The 18,909-nt window shown below is 50.2% G+C and carries 18 protein-coding genes and 1 tRNA gene; 7 read left to right on the top strand and 12 right to left on the bottom strand.

What is annotated here, in order from left to right; all coding sequences use genetic code 11:
* Nucleotides 1-54 precede the first annotated feature (54 nt).
* A complete protein-coding gene (locus OCU43_RS04470; RefSeq protein WP_261832981.1) occupies nucleotides 55-189 on the top strand; it encodes a hypothetical protein in 135 nt (44 codons plus the stop codon).
* A gap of 293 nt (nucleotides 190-482) precedes the next feature.
* Here OCU43_RS04470 and OCU43_RS04465 read toward each other — a convergent pair whose 3' ends face one another.
* From OCU43_RS04465 to guaB, 7 genes are all read right to left on the bottom strand, one after another.
* Nucleotides 483-740, bottom strand: a complete 258-nt coding sequence (locus OCU43_RS04465) for a hypothetical protein (RefSeq protein WP_091359860.1) — start codon at nucleotides 738-740, stop codon at nucleotides 483-485.
* 228 nt (nucleotides 741-968) lie between these two features.
* Complete coding sequence (locus OCU43_RS04460; RefSeq protein ID WP_139203197.1) at nucleotides 969-2,543, bottom strand: hypothetical protein; 1,575 nt, start codon at nucleotides 2,541-2,543, stop codon at nucleotides 969-971.
* 17 nt (nucleotides 2,544-2,560) lie between these two features.
* A complete protein-coding gene (locus tag OCU43_RS04455; RefSeq protein WP_091359865.1) occupies nucleotides 2,561-3,514 on the bottom strand; it encodes a hypothetical protein in 954 nt (317 codons plus the stop codon).
* Between the two features lie 33 nt (nucleotides 3,515-3,547).
* Nucleotides 3,548-4,567 carry a hypothetical protein gene (locus tag OCU43_RS04450; RefSeq protein ID WP_091359868.1) on the bottom strand — a complete coding sequence of 340 codons (1,020 nt, stop codon included), beginning with the start codon at nucleotides 4,565-4,567 and terminating at the stop codon, nucleotides 3,548-3,550.
* Complete coding sequence (locus OCU43_RS04445; RefSeq protein WP_091359870.1) at nucleotides 4,564-5,520, bottom strand: hypothetical protein; 957 nt, start codon at nucleotides 5,518-5,520, stop codon at nucleotides 4,564-4,566. The genes OCU43_RS04450 and OCU43_RS04445 overlap by 4 nt, the downstream gene beginning before the upstream one ends.
* Before the next feature lie 745 nt (nucleotides 5,521-6,265).
* Nucleotides 6,266-7,846 (bottom strand): glutamine-hydrolyzing GMP synthase, encoded by a 1,581-nt coding sequence (gene guaA, locus OCU43_RS04440; protein ID WP_091359873.1) that lies wholly within the window; start codon nucleotides 7,844-7,846, stop codon nucleotides 6,266-6,268.
* 132 nt (nucleotides 7,847-7,978) lie between these two features.
* Complete coding sequence (guaB, locus tag OCU43_RS04435) at nucleotides 7,979-9,448, bottom strand: IMP dehydrogenase (protein WP_091359876.1); 1,470 nt, start codon at nucleotides 9,446-9,448, stop codon at nucleotides 7,979-7,981.
* Between the two features lie 166 nt (nucleotides 9,449-9,614).
* Here guaB and xseA point away from each other — a divergent pair, with 166 nt between their 5' ends.
* The 4 genes from xseA to OCU43_RS04415 all read left to right on the top strand — a co-directional run bounded on the left by xseA (nucleotide 9,615) and on the right by OCU43_RS04415 (nucleotide 13,359).
* Nucleotides 9,615-10,985, top strand: coding sequence for an exodeoxyribonuclease VII large subunit (xseA, locus tag OCU43_RS04430; RefSeq protein ID WP_091360079.1), 1,371 nt, complete (start codon nucleotides 9,615-9,617; stop codon nucleotides 10,983-10,985).
* 9 nt (nucleotides 10,986-10,994) lie between these two features.
* On the top strand, nucleotides 10,995-11,825 hold the full coding sequence (locus tag OCU43_RS04425; protein WP_091359877.1) for a peptidoglycan DD-metalloendopeptidase family protein: 831 nt from the start codon (nucleotides 10,995-10,997) through the stop codon (nucleotides 11,823-11,825).
* A gap of 73 nt (nucleotides 11,826-11,898) precedes the next feature.
* A complete protein-coding gene (bamJ, locus tag OCU43_RS04420; RefSeq protein ID WP_091359879.1) occupies nucleotides 11,899-12,525 on the top strand; it encodes a BamJ family beta-barrel-assembly machinery protein in 627 nt (208 codons plus the stop codon).
* A gap of 72 nt (nucleotides 12,526-12,597) precedes the next feature.
* Nucleotides 12,598-13,359 carry an alpha/beta fold hydrolase gene (locus tag OCU43_RS04415; RefSeq protein ID WP_091359881.1) on the top strand — a complete coding sequence of 254 codons (762 nt, stop codon included), beginning with the start codon at nucleotides 12,598-12,600 and terminating at the stop codon, nucleotides 13,357-13,359.
* Between the two features lie 244 nt (nucleotides 13,360-13,603).
* Here the strand turns inward: OCU43_RS04415 and OCU43_RS04410 are convergent, their stop codons facing one another.
* Nucleotides 13,604-13,900 (bottom strand): hypothetical protein, encoded by a 297-nt coding sequence (locus OCU43_RS04410; protein ID WP_175483556.1) that lies wholly within the window; start codon nucleotides 13,898-13,900, stop codon nucleotides 13,604-13,606.
* 1,554 nt (nucleotides 13,901-15,454) lie between these two features.
* Nucleotides 15,455-15,531: transfer RNA gene (locus OCU43_RS04405), tRNA-Met, on the bottom strand.
* 128 nt (nucleotides 15,532-15,659) lie between these two features.
* On the opposite strand from OCU43_RS04405, the gene OCU43_RS04400 reads away from it, so the two are divergent.
* Entirely contained in the window at nucleotides 15,660-16,274 is a 615-nt protein-coding gene (locus OCU43_RS04400) for a DsbA family protein (RefSeq protein WP_091359886.1), read from the top strand.
* Nucleotides 16,275-16,337: 63 nt separating this feature from the next.
* Here the strand turns inward: OCU43_RS04400 and OCU43_RS22220 are convergent, their stop codons facing one another.
* Nucleotides 16,338-16,745 (bottom strand): cold-shock protein, encoded by a 408-nt coding sequence (locus OCU43_RS22220; RefSeq protein ID WP_091359889.1) that lies wholly within the window; start codon nucleotides 16,743-16,745, stop codon nucleotides 16,338-16,340.
* Between the two features lie 204 nt (nucleotides 16,746-16,949).
* On the opposite strand from OCU43_RS22220, the gene OCU43_RS04390 reads away from it, so the two are divergent.
* A complete protein-coding gene (locus OCU43_RS04390; protein WP_091359891.1) occupies nucleotides 16,950-17,159 on the top strand; it encodes a SlyX family protein in 210 nt (69 codons plus the stop codon).
* 23 nt (nucleotides 17,160-17,182) lie between these two features.
* Here the strand turns inward: OCU43_RS04390 and OCU43_RS04385 are convergent, their stop codons facing one another.
* Together OCU43_RS04385 and OCU43_RS04380 are read right to left on the bottom strand one after the other, a co-directional pair.
* Nucleotides 17,183-17,986 (bottom strand): class I SAM-dependent methyltransferase, encoded by an 804-nt coding sequence (locus tag OCU43_RS04385; RefSeq protein ID WP_245756604.1) that lies wholly within the window; start codon nucleotides 17,984-17,986, stop codon nucleotides 17,183-17,185.
* Nucleotides 17,987-18,033: 47 nt separating this feature from the next.
* A complete protein-coding gene (locus OCU43_RS04380; protein WP_091359893.1) occupies nucleotides 18,034-18,837 on the bottom strand; it encodes an undecaprenyl-diphosphate phosphatase in 804 nt (267 codons plus the stop codon).
* Between the last annotated feature and the right edge of the window lie 72 nt (nucleotides 18,838-18,909).

Below are 18,909 nucleotides of genomic sequence, written 5' to 3'. Positions count from 1 at the left end.
TTATCGCCATCGGCGAAGCACTGCGACTCGATATCTCTGCAGAAGGTGTCGATAATGAGCAAACAGGCCCGCATCCATACCGCACCCGGCTCTGGACAGGTTCAAGGCTACTATCTGGGGATCCCCATGCCAGCCGAAGCAACACAGACCCTGATCGAACAGCAGGCGGCAGCTTCTTCCGAGTCATGAATATGAAAACCGCAAGCTGATAAAAGAGGCGATGCTCACCCTCAACTCTCTATACCCTGCTAATCATCGGTTTGATACCAGATAGCAACCGTGGGTCGCCTAACCAGAGACGCTGAACTAAGGTACTGTTCTCTATAGAAACCAAGCGGGCTATTTCCATAACTACACACTATGAGTGTCATAGGATATCCCGTCCCCTGGCCATTTAAATTCCATGGTTGGTTGAGGTTTTTTTATGACTTTGAAACTGATGTAACTTCATAATAAAAATCATTGATACAGAGGCCAAGCGGTTAAAACTGGTTCGAAGCCTGCCAGCTCTGGTCACGCTTATTCTGCTGATCATCAACCTTGTCATCTGGCATCAAACAACCACCAACACAGAAAAAGCCTGTCAGGACTATTTCGACTTCCAGGTTCATGATGCGATCATCAATATTGAGAACCGCCTGTCCAAATACCAGCAGGTGCTGTTTGGTGCCCGGGGACTGTACGATGCATCCAGAAGCGTCAGCCGTGCGGTTTACCACCGTTTCGTCTATGCACAACATCTCGAAGAGAACTGCTGACAGGTTAGGTGATATGGTCCCATTACACTGTGCGCTGGGCCAAGTATTACTGGTCCTGGTCCGCCATCCACTTGTGTAGTGGTGCCGGACTTTAAAGATTTGCAGCGATGTAGAGATTGTAGGCCTAATTTCCCGTAGCGAATTGCAGGAGGCACTTTTCAGGCAATACACCTCCAGAATCGCTTAAAGCCTGGTTTACTGTCAGTGCTCTTAGCCAGGTCGGAAACTCCCTCCGTTGGCCTGACATTTTTGTTTCAGGTCATCAGAACCCGAGGTGTAATCATAAGTGGTTTGCTGCCCAGTAGAACTGCTTTGAGTGCAACTTGGTGCATTGCTGTCGCATGACGAAACAATACGACTACCAGCTTGCTGACACTGTTGTTTAAATTGTTCAAAGCGTTGCTTACTGTGCAGGGTGTAGTTAGTGCAGATAAATACGCCCTGAGTGTAACAGGAAAACGAAAAATTGCCGATTGCATCAGCGGATGAAGTACCAGTGCCAGTCCCGCTGCCAGAGCGCGGCAGATTGGTAATTGAAGAAGTCAGGGTATTACCCATGGCAGAGCCCCAGCTTTCTCCACTCTCCACACTATTGGCGATCTGCACCGCATTCTGCGATGCCTGCTCGACGCTGATATTACCATTGGCCACCGCCCCGGCTTGTAACAGTATAGAAGCCATACCAGCGAGGTAGCCAGTACTGGAGCGGTCACTTGCTTCCTGTTGCTGTTGAGCGATTTGCTCGCGGCGTTGACGTTTCCAATCGTTGATAGCGTCTGTAATCTCTTCATCATTAGTGTTTATCTGCTTTTCCAGGCTGGCCAGCATTTTTAATTGCTGGTCAGCGGCCTGACTGGATGCCGGCTGGATTGAGCGTTGCTCCTGCCATTGCATGCAGGCTTGGTAACGTTGCTGCTCCTGTTTGTTGGCGCGATCCAGCAGGGATTCATCCGGTAACTGATAACAGCCTGTGTTGTTTAATGAACACTTGCAGCGGTTTTTCATACGCTCGTTGTAGCCACGAATACTTTTCATCGAATCATCAAGAGCCAACTGCTCTCGAGCGGCATATATATTGTCGAGACTGGTATCAGGCCCCTTTGTATATGCTTGTGATGGCTGTGGTGTCGTTGTAGCCGCTGGTTGATCTTCAGCCAGCATGCTGTCTAGTGATAAGTTGCTGGGATTGACTGGTGCCTGCTGCGCCTTTTCGGAAAGCGGGGACTCAGTTGCCATCATAGCGTCCAACGACATACCGGTATCAGCCTGCTGAGTCTTAAGGGGTGGCAGGGGCCTCGGCCAGCTTTTGAACCAGTGCTCAATACAGTTGTATTCCCCTGGGCCCTTACAATGCTGCTCGACTTTATTGTAATCCGCCAAACTGATGGGGTGACCTTTGTGATAAACCTGTTTGCGAATGTGTTCACACATCCAGTCGTTACAGTCGTTGAAACGATCACGATCTGCGTTATAGCCTCCTACAGTAATTTTATATTCCGGATCATTACGGTAATCGACGCTGGGGTTCTCCCGTTTAAGCTCGGCATAGGCCGACTGATCATCTGGCAGTGTCCGCACTGTCTGGCAAAACGGACTGCTGGCATTGAGCCAACTGCGCACCCCGGAAAGGAAGTTCGGTAACGCATCGACCATATAACCGTGACAGGCACTGCGGATAGTGAAATCCAGCTGTTTTTCAAACGCTTCATTGCTGGGTTCTGCCCTACTGGACAAGCTAACCAGTAACAAAGAGAGGGTTAGTATTGTAGTTTTAAATAAGTTCACCATCCGCTCCTTGCCAGTCAGAGTTTAGACTCGGCCTGATTGATCATTTCTAACGCTTGGGCATAGTGGGTTGAACCGGTACCTTGCTCGTTGATGTATTGATACAGTTTCTGCATCGCTTTGGCAGGCTGGTTAGTTTTCAACAACGCCTCGCCGTAGAAATACTTCAACGACGGGTCAGTGGCTATCGGCAGGCCTTCCAGCTTGGGAAAAACGTCTAATGCGGCTTTATAATTTTGCTGTTTCAAAAACTGGGACAATTGCACCATATATTTATCGCGACGCACGTTGGCGGGCAGCTTAGCTTCCAGGGCATCCAGTTTTTGCTGTTGCTCTGCTTGCTCCTGTATTTGGGAGACTTTTTCAGCGACAGCGGCCGGTATCAGGTTTGCTGATAGTTCAGATTGCAGCTTAAGGCACTTATCCGGTTGATTGCCATTGATGCAGGCGTCCCGGTCTTCCTGAATAGAGGATATCCCCGCAAATGCGATGGTTGCCTCAGTCGCCAGTGGTTTAACCAAGGTGTAGTTTTTTAGGGTCTGCGCCCCTTGCTGTCCGTCAATTGGTGCGATTTTAGGATGAACCGGCTTCCAATAAGAATAGTGGCTGTCAATAACCCAGTAAGAGACCTTCCCCGGTTTCGTTGTTTTCACAACTGTCTGAATGTCGCGTGACGGGCCGTAAAGCACATCTTTAATGGTCAGTTTATAGGCGGCGTTATTGGGGAATAACTTCAGATGTACCGCCTGCCCTTTATCCAGGCGAGCTATTTTGGTGGTACCAAAATATAAGTCATAGCTTTCGTTGTTGGGTGAGGGGGACATGATATAAACATGGGTAAGGTTCTTTTCAGCCGTGACTTCTGAGGAGATCAGCTCATTGCTGGCAACGTTAGTGCTTTTCAATGCAGGTTGTACGCAGCCAGTCAGTGCCATGACGAAAAAGATAAGTAAAAACCGCTTACGAATCATGTTGCTCTCCTACAACGCTGATATTCTGTCAGGTTAAAGTTTTGATTCTGCATCGTTAATCATTTCCAATGCTTGCGCATAATGGGTAGCGCTAGTGCCTTGCTCATTAATATATTGATACAGTTTCTGCATAGCTTTGGCATGCTGATTGGTTTTTAACAGTGCCTCGCCGTAGAAATACTTCAGCGACGGATCAGTAGCAATCGGTAGTGCTTCCAGTTTGGGAAATACATCCAGGGCTGCTTTATAGTTTTGTTTTTTTAGAAAACTGGAAAGCTGGACCATATATTTATCGCGACGAACGCTGGTGGGTAACGCCTCTTCCATGGCGATTAACTGCTGTTTGCGGGCTTGTTCGGTCTCAATTAATTTTATGTGTTCAACAATACTATTGGGCGCGAAGCCTTTGGGCAGACGTTGCACCAGTTGCTGGCAGGGAGGTAGTTCGTTCTGTTTCAGGCAGCTATCCAACTGTTGATTGAAACCGTTAGCTGCCAAAGCAATCTCAGGCATGGGGACTTTAGCCTGGACCATAGCATAGCTGTTAAGGCGATCCAGTGTTTCATTCACCGTCAGTCGTTTTACTTCTGCAACGTTGGCATGTTCCATTTCGGTATACACATCAAAGGCTTTGAAGGTCCCAGGTGCCAGCGTTTTTAAAACTACCTTCCTTAACATATGCTCGTTTTGCTGTTCCCAATCTTCCCCGTACACAAAGTTATATTGCTGGTTGGGGAGCAGTTCAAGTTTCAGCCCTCTTTGTACCGGCAAAATAGCTATAGTTTTGCCGTTGAGGTTGACTCTAAGATTAGCTGTTCTGCCATTCATAGAGTTGGCATAGTCCGTTGCCCGTAATAGTTTAGGAACAAAGATATAAACAGTGGTTAGTTTAGGGTTCTGACTGAGCAAGCGTTGCGCCTGTTCCTGACTGCTTGGCACAGATGCGCTGCTTGCAAGCTCGGAGGTCTGTGTTGTGACCTGATTAGTCTGACAGCCCGCTAGCATAAGTGCTGCCAGGAATATCAGCCACACCCCCTTACAATTGGTATTCATAATTGTGACTCAGCTTCATTAATCATTTCCAACGCCCGGGCGTAGTGAGCCGCACCGGTGCCCTGTTCATTGATGTATTGATACAATTTCTGCATCGCTTTGGCAGGCTGATTGGTTTTTAACAGTGCCTCGCCGTAGAAATACTTCAGCGACGGATCAGTAGCAATCGGTAGTGATTCCAGTTTAGGAAATACATCCAGGGCAGCTTTGTAGTTTTGTTTTTTCAGATAACTGGAAAGCTGAACCATGTATTTATCGCGACGTACAGAAGGCGGCATTTTCGCTTCAATCGCTTCAATGCGGCGTTTATTTTCCTCGGCAATCACCGTGATTTGGTGTTCCCGGGCTGCCATGTCGCCTTGCCAGTTGGGTTCGTAGGTTGGTGACTGAACGAATTGATACCAGAAACGATGTGTCGATTTTGAGTCTGCATTCGCCAATTCTGCGAACTGGGATGTTTTGCCTTTGGTACAGACATCGCAGATAAACCAGTCAGTGACGATCTTGCCGTCGCTATTTTGGGTCAGATCGTCTGGCAGTTTAGCATATAGCTTAATAGCCTTTGGGTCTTCGCCGGTACTGGTGAAATTCAACATGGCCTGAAGCCAGGGATTCCAACTGGCCTTCAATTCTTTGCTCAGATGCAGAGGCGTAATCAAAAACCGGTAATAGTTACCATTGGCGGTTTTTTTTAGTTCCAGATCGATATCCAGCACATAAGTGTTGCCAATGAAATCCCCATTGTTATACAAGCGGTTAGGGGTGTCTTCGTCTGAGATCACACGAGTGGTATAGTAGCCTTGCTGGGGAATACCATCGGCCTTTATTAGTTGATCGGGGTCGCCATAGCTATCGTTCATATTATCGACGTCAAGCGTTACGGCACAGCCGCTTAACAATCCCACTAAAACCAGCAAGGTAAAATATTTGTAGTGTTCTATGACGCTTTTCATGACGACTCCTTCGTTCTGTCACTATGCGGTTAGGTTAAAGTTCAGATTCTGTGTCGTTAATCATTTCCAACGCTCGGGCGCAGTGGGCTGCGCCAGTGCCTTGCTCGTTAATATTGATAAAGCTTCTGCATCGCCTTGGCCAGCTGGTTGGTTTTTAACAACGCTTTATTGTAAAAATACTTTAGCAACGGATAGGTATCAACCGGTTAGGATGCCAGTTCGGGAAATATATCCAATGCCGCTTTGAAGTTTTGCTGTTTTAGATAGCTGAACAGCTACAGCCTATATTTATCACGACGCATGTCGGTGGCAATTGACCGTCCAATTTTGCTTACCGTTCATCTCTCCTCTTAAACTATTTCAGCTTGGGAGCTTCATCTTATGCGGTTTGGTGAAGGGGCTTTCTGGATAGGCATCAATAAAGCTTTAACAGGCCGGGCCAGTGTTACTTTTCAGACACTTTGTAGTGGAGTGAGATTATACCGCTTGCGAATCTGGGTCTAGGTGCCATAGGCTAACAGCGGCCTGGAGGCATCACCACGACCATAGCAGAGAACGATTGTAGAGGGTGGCCCAGCACCATACTCCGGATGGTCAGGATCAGTGGCCCCAGGTAACGACCAGCATCCTTGTCGCTGGAGGCCCTCCTGCTCGCCGCATAAGCATGACCGTGCCTTCATCCTGATCTGAATCTGCGCAGACAACAAAAAGCCCGCATCAGCGGGCTTTTCATTTTCAGACTATATCACTCCCACTCAATGGTCGCTGGCGGCTTAGAGCTAACATCGTAGGTCACCCGTGACACATGGGCAATCTCATTGATGATACGGCTGGATACCGTTTCCAGCAGCTCATAGGGCAGATGCGCCCAGCGAGCGGTCATAAAGTCGATGGTTTCAACCGCGCGAAGTGCAATAACGTATTCGTAGCGGCGACCATCGCCAACCACACCGACAGACTTCACCGGCAGGAATACTGCAAATGACTGACTGGTCTTGTGATACCAGTCCGCTTTGTGCAGCTCTTCCAGGAAAATCGCATCCGCTTCACGAAGAATATCGGCATACTCTTTCTTCACTTCGCCAAGGATACGCACTCCCAGACCCGGACCGGGGAACGGATGGCGGTAAACCATATCGTAAGGCAGTCCCAGTTCCAGACCGATCTTGCGGACCTCATCCTTAAACAGCTCACGCAGTGGTTCGACCAGATCCATCTTCATATCGTCCGGCAGGCCACCGACGTTATGGTGAGATTTGATCACATGCGCTTTACCGGTTTTTGCCGCGGCAGACTCAATCACGTCAGGGTAGATCGTACCCTGCGCCAGGAAGTTCACCTCAGTCAGCTTCGTGGCTTCCTCATCAAACACCTCAATAAAGGTATTACCGATGATTTTACGCTTGGCTTCGGGATCATTTTCACCCTTGAGGCGCCCCAGGAACAGGTCTTCCGCATCAACACGGATAACCTTGACCCCCATGTTCTTAGCGAACATGTCCATCACCTGATCGCCTTCATTCTTGCGCAGCAGACCGTTATCAACAAACACACAGGTCAGTTGCTCACCAATCGCTTTGTGCAACAGTGCCGCAACCACCGATGAGTCCACACCACCGGAAAGACCCAGCAGCACTTTCTGATCCCCAACCTGCTCACGCACCTTGTCGATCAGGTCAGCAATAATATTGGCCGGATTCCAGAGCGCGTCACAGTCACAGATATCACGAACGAAACGTTCCAGAATTCGCCCACCCTGTTTAGTGTGAGTCACTTCCGGATGGAACTGTACGCCGTAGAAGTTTTTACCCGGATGACACATCGCTGCAACCGGAGCACTCTCGGTGCTGGCAATCACATTAAAGCCTTCCGGCAGATTACCCACCTTATCGCCATGGCTCATCCATACATCCAGCAACAGGGAGCCATTATTAGCAATATGGTCCTCTATACCTTCCAGCAACCGGCTCGGACTGTCTTCGAGACGTACTTTGGCATAACCGAATTCACGCTGATCAGAGGATACAACGCTGCCACCCAGTTGCTCAGCCATCGTCTGCATACCGTAGCAGATCCCCAGCAATGGAATACCCAGTTCAAAAACTGACTGAGGAGCGCGGGGAGAGTTGCCCTCGGTAACGGATTCCGGTCCGCCCGCCAGGATAATCCCTTTAGCGTTATATTCACGGATTTCAGCCTCATCCATATCCCATGGATGAATCTCACAGTAAACGCCGATCTCACGTACCCGCCGGGCGATCAGCTGTGTATATTGCGAACCGAAATCCAGAATCAGAATTCGTTGAGCATGAATATCTTGTGACATTTCGATGACTCCGAAATCATCGCCAATACCTATGCAGGTGTATGCTGGCGATTGGCTGTTTTAGCAGCGTGTTAAAAAAGAAAAAGTGGGAGGGCCGAAGCCATCCCACCTGTTTTAATCATTCTGAAGCGATTATCCGACGCGATAATTAGGTGCTTCTTTAGTAATACTGACATCATGAACATGGCTTTCAGCCATGCCTGCACTGGTGATGCGAACAAACTGTGGCACCGTACGCATCGTCTGAATATCCGGGCTACCGGTGTAGCCCATTGAGGAGCGCAGCCCTCCGACCAACTGATGCACAACACCACCCATCGGACCTTTACAGGCCACCCGGCCTTCAATGCCTTCCGGTACCAGTTTCTCAGCACCTTCCGCTGCATCCTGGAAGTAACGGTCAGAAGAACCGGTGGTCTGGGCCATTGCCCCCAGAGACCCCATGCCACGGTATGACTTATAGGCACGTCCCTGGAACAGCTCAACCTCTCCCGGCGCCTCATCAGTACCCGCCAGCATAGAGCCGATCATCACAGCAGATGCACCTGCTACAATCGCTTTGGACAGATCGCCAGAGAAACGCACACCGCCATCAGCAATACAGGGTACGCCGTAAGGTTCAAGCGCTGCGGCCACATTGGCCACGGCACTGATCTGTGGAACACCAACACCGGCAACAATGCGTGTCGTACAGATAGAGCCAGGGCCGATACCCACCTTAACACCATCGGCACCCGCTTCGGCCAGCGCCACCGCTGCCTCAGCTGTGGCAATGTTACCACCGATCACCTGAACATTCGGATAAGTTTGTTTTACCCAGGACACACGCTCAATAACCCCTTTGGAGTGACCATGGGCGGTATCAACAATAATCACGTCCACACCCGCTTTAACCAGTGCATCAACACGATCTGCCGTTTCTGCCCCGGTACCAACAGCAGCACCCACCAGCAACTGACCTTTACCATCTTTAGCCGCAATCGGGTGGGTGGACGCCTTATTCATATCCTTAACGGTCATCATACCGCGCAGTGCGAACTGATCATCAACCACCAGAATTTTTTCGATCCGGTGTTTGCGCAGCAAGTTGCGAACATCATCAGGGTCGGCCCCTTCAATCACCGTTACCAGGCGCTCTTTAGGGGTCATAATGGATGCAACAGAGGCTTCCAGTTTCTTTTCGAAACGGGCATCACGTCCAGTCACAATACCCACCAGCTCACCGTTATCAACAACAGGAAAACCGGAGAAGCCGAGACGGGCAGACAGGGCGTTCAATTCACCAACGCTCATATCCGAACTGCAGGTGACAGGATCACTGACAACGCCGGCTTCATACTTCTTGACCTTGCGGACCTGTTCAGCCTGCTGCTCAATAGTCAGGTTTTTATGGATAATACCGATACCACCTTCCTGCGCCATAGCAATAGCAAGGCCGGATTCAGTAACCGTATCCATAGCGGCGGAGACAAGAGGAATGTTCAGGGCGATGCCTTTGGTCAGGCGTGTCTTTAACGAAACGTCTTTAGGCAGAACCTCGGAGTAACCGGGAACCAGTAGAACATCATCAAAAGTGAGGGCTTCTTCAGCGATTCGCAACATGGGTGAGATTGCCTGTAGTGTCTAAAAAAATAAGACGCGGGATTATAGCCTTTTGTCGAACGTCCGACAATCAAAATGCAACGAATCCCAGCCATTTTTATTCAATTCAGCCATTCTGCCAAACAGCCGTTACAAAGCGATGATCGGTTGGTTTAATATGCGCACTATGCAACCTTATACACACGCCCAGAATCAGACCGCCAACAGAACCGACAACCGGGCTCTGAGTGTCAGCGAACTCAACCGCCAGGTAAAATCCCTGCTGGAAAGTTCTTTTCTCACCATCCACGTGGAGGGCGAGCTTTCCAATGTGGTTAAAGCCAGTTCGGGACACTGGTACTTCACCCTCAAAGACCGGGACGCTCAGGTGCGTTGCGCGATGTTCCGCAACCGCAATCAATACCTGAAATACCAGGCTAAAAACGGCGACAAGGTCGTCGTCAGGGCGAAAGTCAGCTTATACCCGGGTCGGGGTGACTACCAACTGATCTGCGATTATATGGAAGAGAGCGGTGTCGGCTCACTGCAGCAAGCCTATGAAGCGCTCAAATTCAAACTGCAGCAACAAGGCCTGTTTGATCCGGCATTTAAAAAACCGGTCCCGACTCACCCGAAACACCTGGGCGTGATCACCTCACCCACCGGAGCGGCGGTTCACGATATTCTGACCGTGCTCAAACGCCGCTTTCCCTCACTCCCCGTGACACTGTTTCCAACCGCCGTACAGGGGAGTGAAGCCGCCGCTCAGATAGCCAATGCGATCCGACTGGCAAATGAGGATGGTCGCTGTGATGTATTGATTGTCGGTCGTGGTGGTGGCTCTCTGGAGGACCTGTGGCCGTTTAACGAAGAGATCGTAGCGCACAGCATATTTCATAGCGAGATCCCCATCATCAGCGCTGTCGGTCATGAAACAGATGTGTCTATCGCTGACTTTGTTGCGGATATGCGCGCCGCCACCCCCTCGGCCGCAGCAGAACTTATCAGCCCGGATCAGCAACAGATTCTGCTGCGCCTGCAACAACTACAGCAGCGACTGCTGCGCGCCTGGCAGCGCAACCATCAGCAACGCCAACAGCAGTTGCAATGGACCCGCAGCCGGTTACGCCACCCCGGTGACAAACTCAGGGAGCAGGCACAGAAACTGGATGACCTTGAACTGCGGATGCAACGTGCGGTCAGACACCACATTGAACGACAAAAACAGACGTTCAAACAGCTGCAACAACGTTATCAGCGCTGCTCTCCGATGCCCCGTATCGCCGCCGGGCAGCAGCGTAAAGATGAGCTGGAGCACAGATTATTCACCCTGATCCAGACCCATCTGAAACAGAGCAACCTTAAACTCAGCGGCCTGGCGGCCACACTCAACAGCGTCAGCCCTCTGGCAACGCTGGACCGCGGTTACGCTATCGTTCAGGATGAACAGGGTAAGGTAATTCAGGATATCAGCCAGATAACACCAGAAAGCACCGTCGAAACACGACTCAGTAAGGGCCGCTTTGTCAGCAGAGTCACTCAGGTTATACAGGAGTAAAAAATCACTATGCGTCTTTTCAGTTTTATATTCACTCTGTTACTCAGCTACTCCGCTGCAGCGGTTGATCTGCCCCAGGAATCAAGGGTTCCCGGCGGTATCGCTCTGATACCTCTCACCGGTCTGAACAGCGCAACGGCCCCATCTGCCTGGTATAAGGGTAACCGGGTGATGGTTTTACCCACCACAGAAACGCCCTTTTCACAACAGGCGTCCTGGGTCGCGGTGATCGGTATTCCGCTCTCGGCTAAGGCTACAAAAGATCAGCTGATGAAAGCCGATGGCAAGAGCTTTCCATTCCAGATTCAGGATAAAGAGTATGAGGAGCAGCGGCTTACCGTTACCAACAAGCGTCACGTCAATCCAAACAAGCAGGACCTGGCCCGCTATAAGCGCGAAAAAACGGAGATGGTTGCAGCATTCAAAAGCTGGAGCACACCTCAGATCAGCAGTGTGAACTTTGAACTACCCGCCACCGGCCGTTTCAGTAGCCCGTTTGGCCTTAAACGGTTTTTCAACGACCAGCCACGCAATCCTCACAGCGGCCTGGATATTGCCGGTGGTCAGGGGGGGGCTATCAGCGCCCCGGCACCGGGTAAGGTCGTTGCCGTTGGCGAATACTTTTTTAATGGCAACACAGTGATAATTGATCACGGTTATGGCCTCACCACCATGTACTGCCACATGAGCAGAATTGATGTAAAGATCGGCGATCAGCTTAATACCGGCGACAGTATCGGCGCTATCGGTAAAACCGGTCGTGTTACCGGGCCTCACCTGCACTGGAGCGTTAGCCTGAATAACACCAGGGTTGACCCCCTGCTGTTTGTTAAACAGTAACACTGCAGACGAGATATAGGCGTCTAAATATGATAGGCTTTTGCGCTCTTTAAACCGAACCGACAGAGTACTCATGTCTGATATTAAATTTGAAACAACTGAACAGATCGCCAGCTACGGTATCGGCCGTCAGATGGGCGACCACCTGGCCAACCAGAGCTTTGAGGGCGTTGAACTGAATGCCGTCATTGCGGGTATCCAGGAAGCGTTTGCCGGTGAAGCACTGAGCATCGAAGGCGAAAAAATCCAGGCTGCATTTAACGAGATTCAGGCTCGCATGCAGGAAAAAGCTGAAAAGCTGGCGAAAGAGGCTGCCGCAGAAGGCGAGCTTTACCTGGAGAAGAACGCTCAGCGCGAAGAGGTATTTGTTACCGATTCAGGCCTGCAGTACGAAATTATCACTGCCGGTGAAGAGGGTGGCGTAAGCCCAACCCGTGAATCGACCGTACGTACTCACTACCATGGTACATTCACCGACGGCAAAGTGTTCGACAGCTCTTATGATCGCGGCCAGCCAGCAGAATTTCCTGTCGGCGGTGTGATTGCAGGCTGGACTGAAGCGTTGCAACTGATGACCAAAGGCGCTAAATGGCGTCTGACGGTTCCTTATCAGTTGGCATATGGTGCCCAGGGTTCACCCGGCGGTATCCCACCCTATTCAACGCTGGTATTTGATGTAGAGCTGCTGGATATTCTGTAATCAGTTATCCACAACTGTTGTAATACTAAAGACCGGCCGCTTCTGCCCCGGTCTTTTTTATGGAGCACACTTATGCAACTGCACCTTCAGGTCTCCGGTAGCGGAGCCCCCCTGATCATTATGCACGGGCTGTTTGGCACCCTGCTGAACTGGAGTGGACAGATCAAAGCCCTGTCAGAGCACTTCACGGTTTATGCCGTGGATCTGCGCAACCATGGGCGCTCCCCCCACACCGACACCACCAGCTACCCGCTGATGGCTGATGATATTATCGAACTGATGGATCAGCAGGGGCTGAAAAGCGCCCATATTCTGGGCCACTCCATGGGTGGAAAAGTGGCTATGCAACTGGCGATGAATCACCCTCAACGGGTCGACAAGCTGATTATTGTCGATATCGCCCCGGTACAGTACCCCAACCACCACAGCGATGTATTCCGCGGTCTGAATGCAGTACAACTCGGTAGCCTGAAGTCCCGTGGAGAAGCAGATCAGCAGTTGGCGCACTATATCGATGAACTCAGTGTACGTCAGTTTCTGCTCACCAACCTCTATCGAACCGAAGCGAAACAGTTTGCCTGGCGGATGAACCTGCCGGTGCTGGAAGCCTGTTATGCTGAGATTAGCAAGCCGCCCTCTGGTCCTGCTTTCGAAAAGCCCGTACTGTTTATTAAAGGCGAACTCTCAGATTATATCACTGCAGACTACCGCGATCAGATACTCAGGCTGTTCCCAAAAGCCGACTACCGGATGGTACAGGGCACCGGACACTGGCCGCATGCGGAGAAAGCCTCAGTGTTTACCCGACTGGTATTAAACTATCTGTTGAAATGATGACAGTGCAGATATCAGCCCTTGTATGAGCAGTTGATACACGCTTGATGATCAGAGAAGATCAGATGGAATGTGCTGAATTGATCTGAAACAGATCAGTTGAAGACTTTACAAGTAATTCTGTTAACCTGCCGGGTACTAACAACCATGACTAAAGATCCCGACTACCCCGGAGAGAGTGCTGACATGCACCCTCAGCAAATCAAACCAACTACCACTGAGTGGCATTGGTGAGTTTCAGTTTTCAGAACTTATACGACACTCCCATACCCAGACGCCCGTTAACACTACCCAGCCACACACCGGGATCTTTTCGGTCTTCAGAGTTAAGACTGTAAAGTGCATACACACCGGATGACACCCGCACCAACACAAACTGACCGGTGTCAACATTCAGACCAGACCGGTTGCTTCGCGCCATCTGATAGAACTTGCCTGAGAGATCAATCTCCTGCTCAGTCTGCTGTTCAGACTGGCCGGCTTGCTCCTTATCGTTCTGTTGCAATTCTGCACGCCCGATTGCACCTGCTATCATGTCCATCAAGCCGTCCAGTCCGGCACAGTTTCCACTGCAGGGCAGCAGCAGAAGGAGGGACATTACTGGAATCAGATATCTGTTCATAGCCTTACACCTATTAAAAGCTAATGAAGTTTCAATCAATTCACGTGTTGTTAGCCCCCCCAGGCCTCAAACCTCTATACAAACGCTCGTTTGATCACGTTACGAACAGAAGATAACACAGCCCAACAGTATAAAAAGTGATCTCAATCAGTTTTTGCCAGTTAAATTACCCAACTTGGGTAATGGATAACAACCTGTTCCACAATGACGACAGGGTTCTTAACGCAGGTGTATTTGATTAGAATCAGTTGGCATTTCATCTCTGGTTTTGCTCTTTATTACAAGCCTTTTTTATAAGCCCGTGAGTAAACACCATCCTTTAACCTGCATAAACCGGTTTCGCGATAAAACAGCTGACAAGTGCCACGACCATAAACACTCAACCCGGGCTTTAAAGGATTTTGTTACAGACACAAAAAAGGCATGTCATTACGACACACCTTTAATTATTACGTTGGTAGCGGGGCCAGATCTAAACCGACGACCCTCCTGCCCTTATTAAGAGCTGAGCCCGACGCCTGATCTCAAATTTCAGACAAAAAAGACCAACCTTTCGGCTAGTCTTGTTTTCCGTTGTAGTAGCGGGGCCAGATCTAAACCGACGACCTTCCCGAGCGTTTATTAAGAGCCGAGCCCGACGCCTGATCTCAGATTTCAGACAAAAAAAAGACCAACCTTTCGGCTAGTCTTGTTTTCCGTTGTGGTAGCGGGGGCCAGATCTAAACCGACGACCTTCCAGCCCTTATTAAGAGCCGAGCCCGACGCTTTCTATGCCAGCTTCAAACCACCGAATTTCAGGCAAAAAAAGCCAATCTTTCGATTAGCTTATCTTTCCGTTGTGGGAGCGGGGCCAAATATAAACCGACGACCTTCCAGCCCTTATTAAGAGCCGAGCCCGACGCCTGATCTCAGATTTCAGACAAAAAACGACCAACCTTCCGGCTAGTCTTGTTTTCCGTTGTGGTAGCGGGGGCCAGATCTAAACCGACGACCCTCCTGCCCTTATTAAGAGCTGAGCCCGACGCCTGATCTCAAATTTCAGACAAAAAAAGACCAACCTTCCGGCTAGTCTTGTTTTCCGTTGTAGTAGCGGGGCCAGATCTAAACCGACGACCTTCCTGCCCTTATTAAGAGCCGAGCCCGACGCCTGATCTCAGATTTCAGACAAAAAAAAGGCCAACCTTTCGGCTAGTCTTGTTTTCCGTTGTGGTAGCGGGGGCCAGATCTAAACCGACGACCTTCCCGAGCGCTTATTAAGAGCCGAGCCCGACCCTTTCTATGCTAGCTTAAAACCACCGAATTTCAGACGAAAAAAAAGCCAATCTTTCGATTAGCTTATCTTTCCGTTGTGGTAGCGGGGCCAGACCTGAACCGACGACCTTCCCGAGCGCTTATAAAGAGCCGAGCCGACGCCTAATCTCAAATTTCAGACGAAAAAAAAGCCAATCTTTCGATTAGCTTATCTTTCCGTTGTGGTAGCGGGGGCCAGATTTGAACTGACGACCTTCGGGTTATGAGCCCGACGAGCTACCAGGCTGCTCCACCCCGCATCAACGTGGCAGGCATATTACTGTTACAATTCAACAAAAGCAATGAAAATAAATAATCTTTTCAATTAATTACTCAATCTGATCTGATATAACTAAACTACCAGAAGGCGTTCTGAACGGAGTTGTGTATGTCACTGATTTACGTAATGGATCCCATGTGCAGCTGGTGTTATGCCTTTCAGCCGCACCTCAGGGATATGATTAGCCGGTTGCGCCCTGGGATCCGGATATTTTGCTATATGGGGGGACTCGCACCGGATAACGATAAACCGATGGCAGACGAGATGCAGCAGGCAATTGCACAAACCTGGCATGAGATAGAACAACGCACCGGAACCCCTTTTAACCATGAGTTCTGGAAACAGTGTCAGCCACGCAGGTCGACTTACCCAGCCTGCCGTGCGGTAATCAGTGCGGATCTGATCAGCAGCGGCAGCGGTATGCTGATGGCCGAAGCCATTCAGACCGCCTATTATCAGGAAGCCCGCAACCCTTCCGACCTTTCTGTGCTGACCGATCTGGCCGAAGAGATCGGTTTAAACCGTAAACGTTTCTCCAGCCAGATGTATAGCGAAAAAACCGCACAGACCCTGTTTGAAGACCTGGACTTTTGTCTGCAACACGGCATTCAGGGATTTCCGTTTCTAGGGCTGGAAACTAAGAAAGGCATTCAGGTGATCTGCGCTGGTTACTGCAGCCGGGACCAGCTATTGCAGCGTTGCGCCAGCCTGGAACTGATCTAAGCAGTTCATTTTCCGGGCATAAAAAACGGGAGACAAGGCTCCCGTTTTTCAATCAGGGACCAACTAGGAACGGGCCACAGACACATCTTCTGCCTGTAATCCTTTATCACTCTCTTTCACAGTGAAGCGAACACTTTGCCCCTCGGTTAGTGAACGATGCCCCCGGCCACGGATATTGCGAAAATGAACAAACACATCGTCGCCATTTTCACGGGTAATAAAGCCAAACCCCTTTGACACATTAAACCACTTTACCGTACCTAACTCACGGTCATCATTCTCATCGGTTTCCTCTTCGCTGGCAGATCCCAAGCCGGCAATAACACAGCTAACCAATACAACCACAAACACAACACCAATATCAAAAAACGGCAACCCGCCCTCGCCCGGCAATGCACCCTGCAAAAACAGAATGACTGCGGTAGCCAGTGCGCTGACAACTACACTACGTATAAGTTGATTAACACTCATATAGATCTCTTATAATTAATTAAAGTTATTGAATAAAAAACAGGGCTCATAGAAAAAAGAACCCAGACCACTCTATATACCGACTTTTATGCTTTTTTTCAATCGCTTAGCCGTTCAAACACTGATACAGCTCCGTAATAGGGTATAATTGCGACCAATTAACAACTTAAATGCTAAAACACAGTGAAGGGTACAAAAGGGTCTATGAAGCAACAACCGCTACTCGAGGATCTGGAATCACGGATCGCATTTCAGGAAGACGCGCTGGATAAAATGAGCGCAGAGATGGCAAAGCAGGGTGCCGAAATTGCCCGACTGACTCAGATCATTAAGATTCTTCATCAGCAGGTTAAGCAGATAGCACCTGACCAGATCAGCACCGCAGAAGATGATGTTCCACCACCGCACTACTGATCGTCCAGCACCAGAGGGCCTGCTTATAGCAGGCTTTTCAGCGTGTAGATATCGTAACGACTGGATTTACCATTGAGCTGATAGCTGGGCGCATGCCCTTCGATGGCCGGTGCTTTGCGGGGCCGCTTGACCACCACACGGTATTCAGCCAGCTGCAGGGCGGCCTCAAGCAAAGCCGCAGAGTCCTGATCATCCCCTACCACATCACGAAACACGCGCATCTCTTTTTTCACCAGCGCTGACTTATCGGTATGCGGAAACATTGGATCAACATAGATCACCTGGGGCCTCTGATCAGAGGTTTGCTGCTCTGCCAGCCAGTTGATACTGTCAGCATTAACCAGCGTCATCCGGGCGGCAATATCGGCCACTTCCGGATCCGCCTGAGCCTGTTGCAATCCACTTTCCAGCAACGCATGAATAATTGGAGAGCGTTCCACCATCTGCACATCACAGCCTAACGTCGCCAGAACGAAGCTATCCCGTCCCAGACCGGCGGTAACATCGGCTATCTGCGGCCGCACCGAACCTTTAATACCGACCGCTTTAGCGATCATCTGCCCTTTGCCTCCACCAAACTTACGCCGGTGAGCCACAGCACCCGAGACGAAATCCGCCAGCACCGGCCCCGGCGCTTTACGGCCAGTCTGCTGCAAACGCCGACTGCCGGATTCACAGATCAGCAACTGAGCGTACTGTTCGTCTCGCAGGTCATACTGTTCCAGTAAGGGCAGACCTAAACGAACGGACAGCTGCAGCGCATCCTGCCTACCCGCCTCATCGGCAAAACAGACAGCAATCTCAGTGGCAAGGGTGGTTTGCTGTATCAAGATAGTTCCTTCGCGGCTGCGCTAATCTAGTCAGACAATTCTAGTCAGATAATAAAATACACGCCGAGCAGAACAAATCCCAACAGCATGCGGTAGATAACAAACGGCAACATACCGACTTTGTCCAGCCATTTCAGAAACAGGTGGATACAGGCATACGCGCTGATTGCGGCCAGTACCGTACCGCTTAAAACCATAGTCCACTCGTCCGCCGTACCGGTCTTCATCAGTTCCAGGCCTTTGAGCAAGCCAGCGCCGAGGATCACCGGAATCGACAACAGAAAGGAGAAGCGGGCTGCTGACTGACGATTAAGTCCCAGCATCAAACCTGCCGTAATGGTAATACCTGAACGGGAGGTACCAGGAATCAGGGCAACCGCCTGCGCCAGACCGATGATAATGACATCTTTCAGGGTGATTTTTTCCAGTGGCCGTACTTCGGTACGACTGAAGTCAGCCCACCACAGCAACGCACCAAACACCAGCGTGGCCCCGGCGATCACCAGAATACTGCGGCCATAGTGATCAACAGCAGACTCAAAGATAAACCCCGCGACAACCGCCGGCAACGTCGCCCAGATAACATACCAGGCCAGCCGGGAATCCGTACTGCTGCCGCGGCCAACCAGACTGCTGGTCCAGGCAACAATCATTCGCCAGATATCCTGACGGAAATAGATCATCACCGCCGTCAGCGAACCGATATGCACACCAACATCAAAAGCCAGCCCCTGATCAACCCAGCCAAACAGCTGCGAAGGCAGTATCAGGTGCGCCGAACTTGAAATAGGTAAAAACTCAGTAAGGCCCTGCAATAACGCTAAAAAAACTACCTGGAACCAATCCATGCTGAACTTATCCTCAATTTAATACTTCACATATACAAACTGACATTAGGCGCCACACCTGATGCGATGTTA

The organism is Amphritea atlantica (assembly GCF_024347255.1).
In the GTDB taxonomy this organism is placed as follows: domain Bacteria; phylum Pseudomonadota; class Gammaproteobacteria; order Pseudomonadales; family Balneatricaceae; genus Amphritea; species Amphritea atlantica.
The sequence above is the reverse complement of the archived record's forward strand: the minus strand, read 5'-3'. Positions and strand labels throughout refer to the sequence as shown.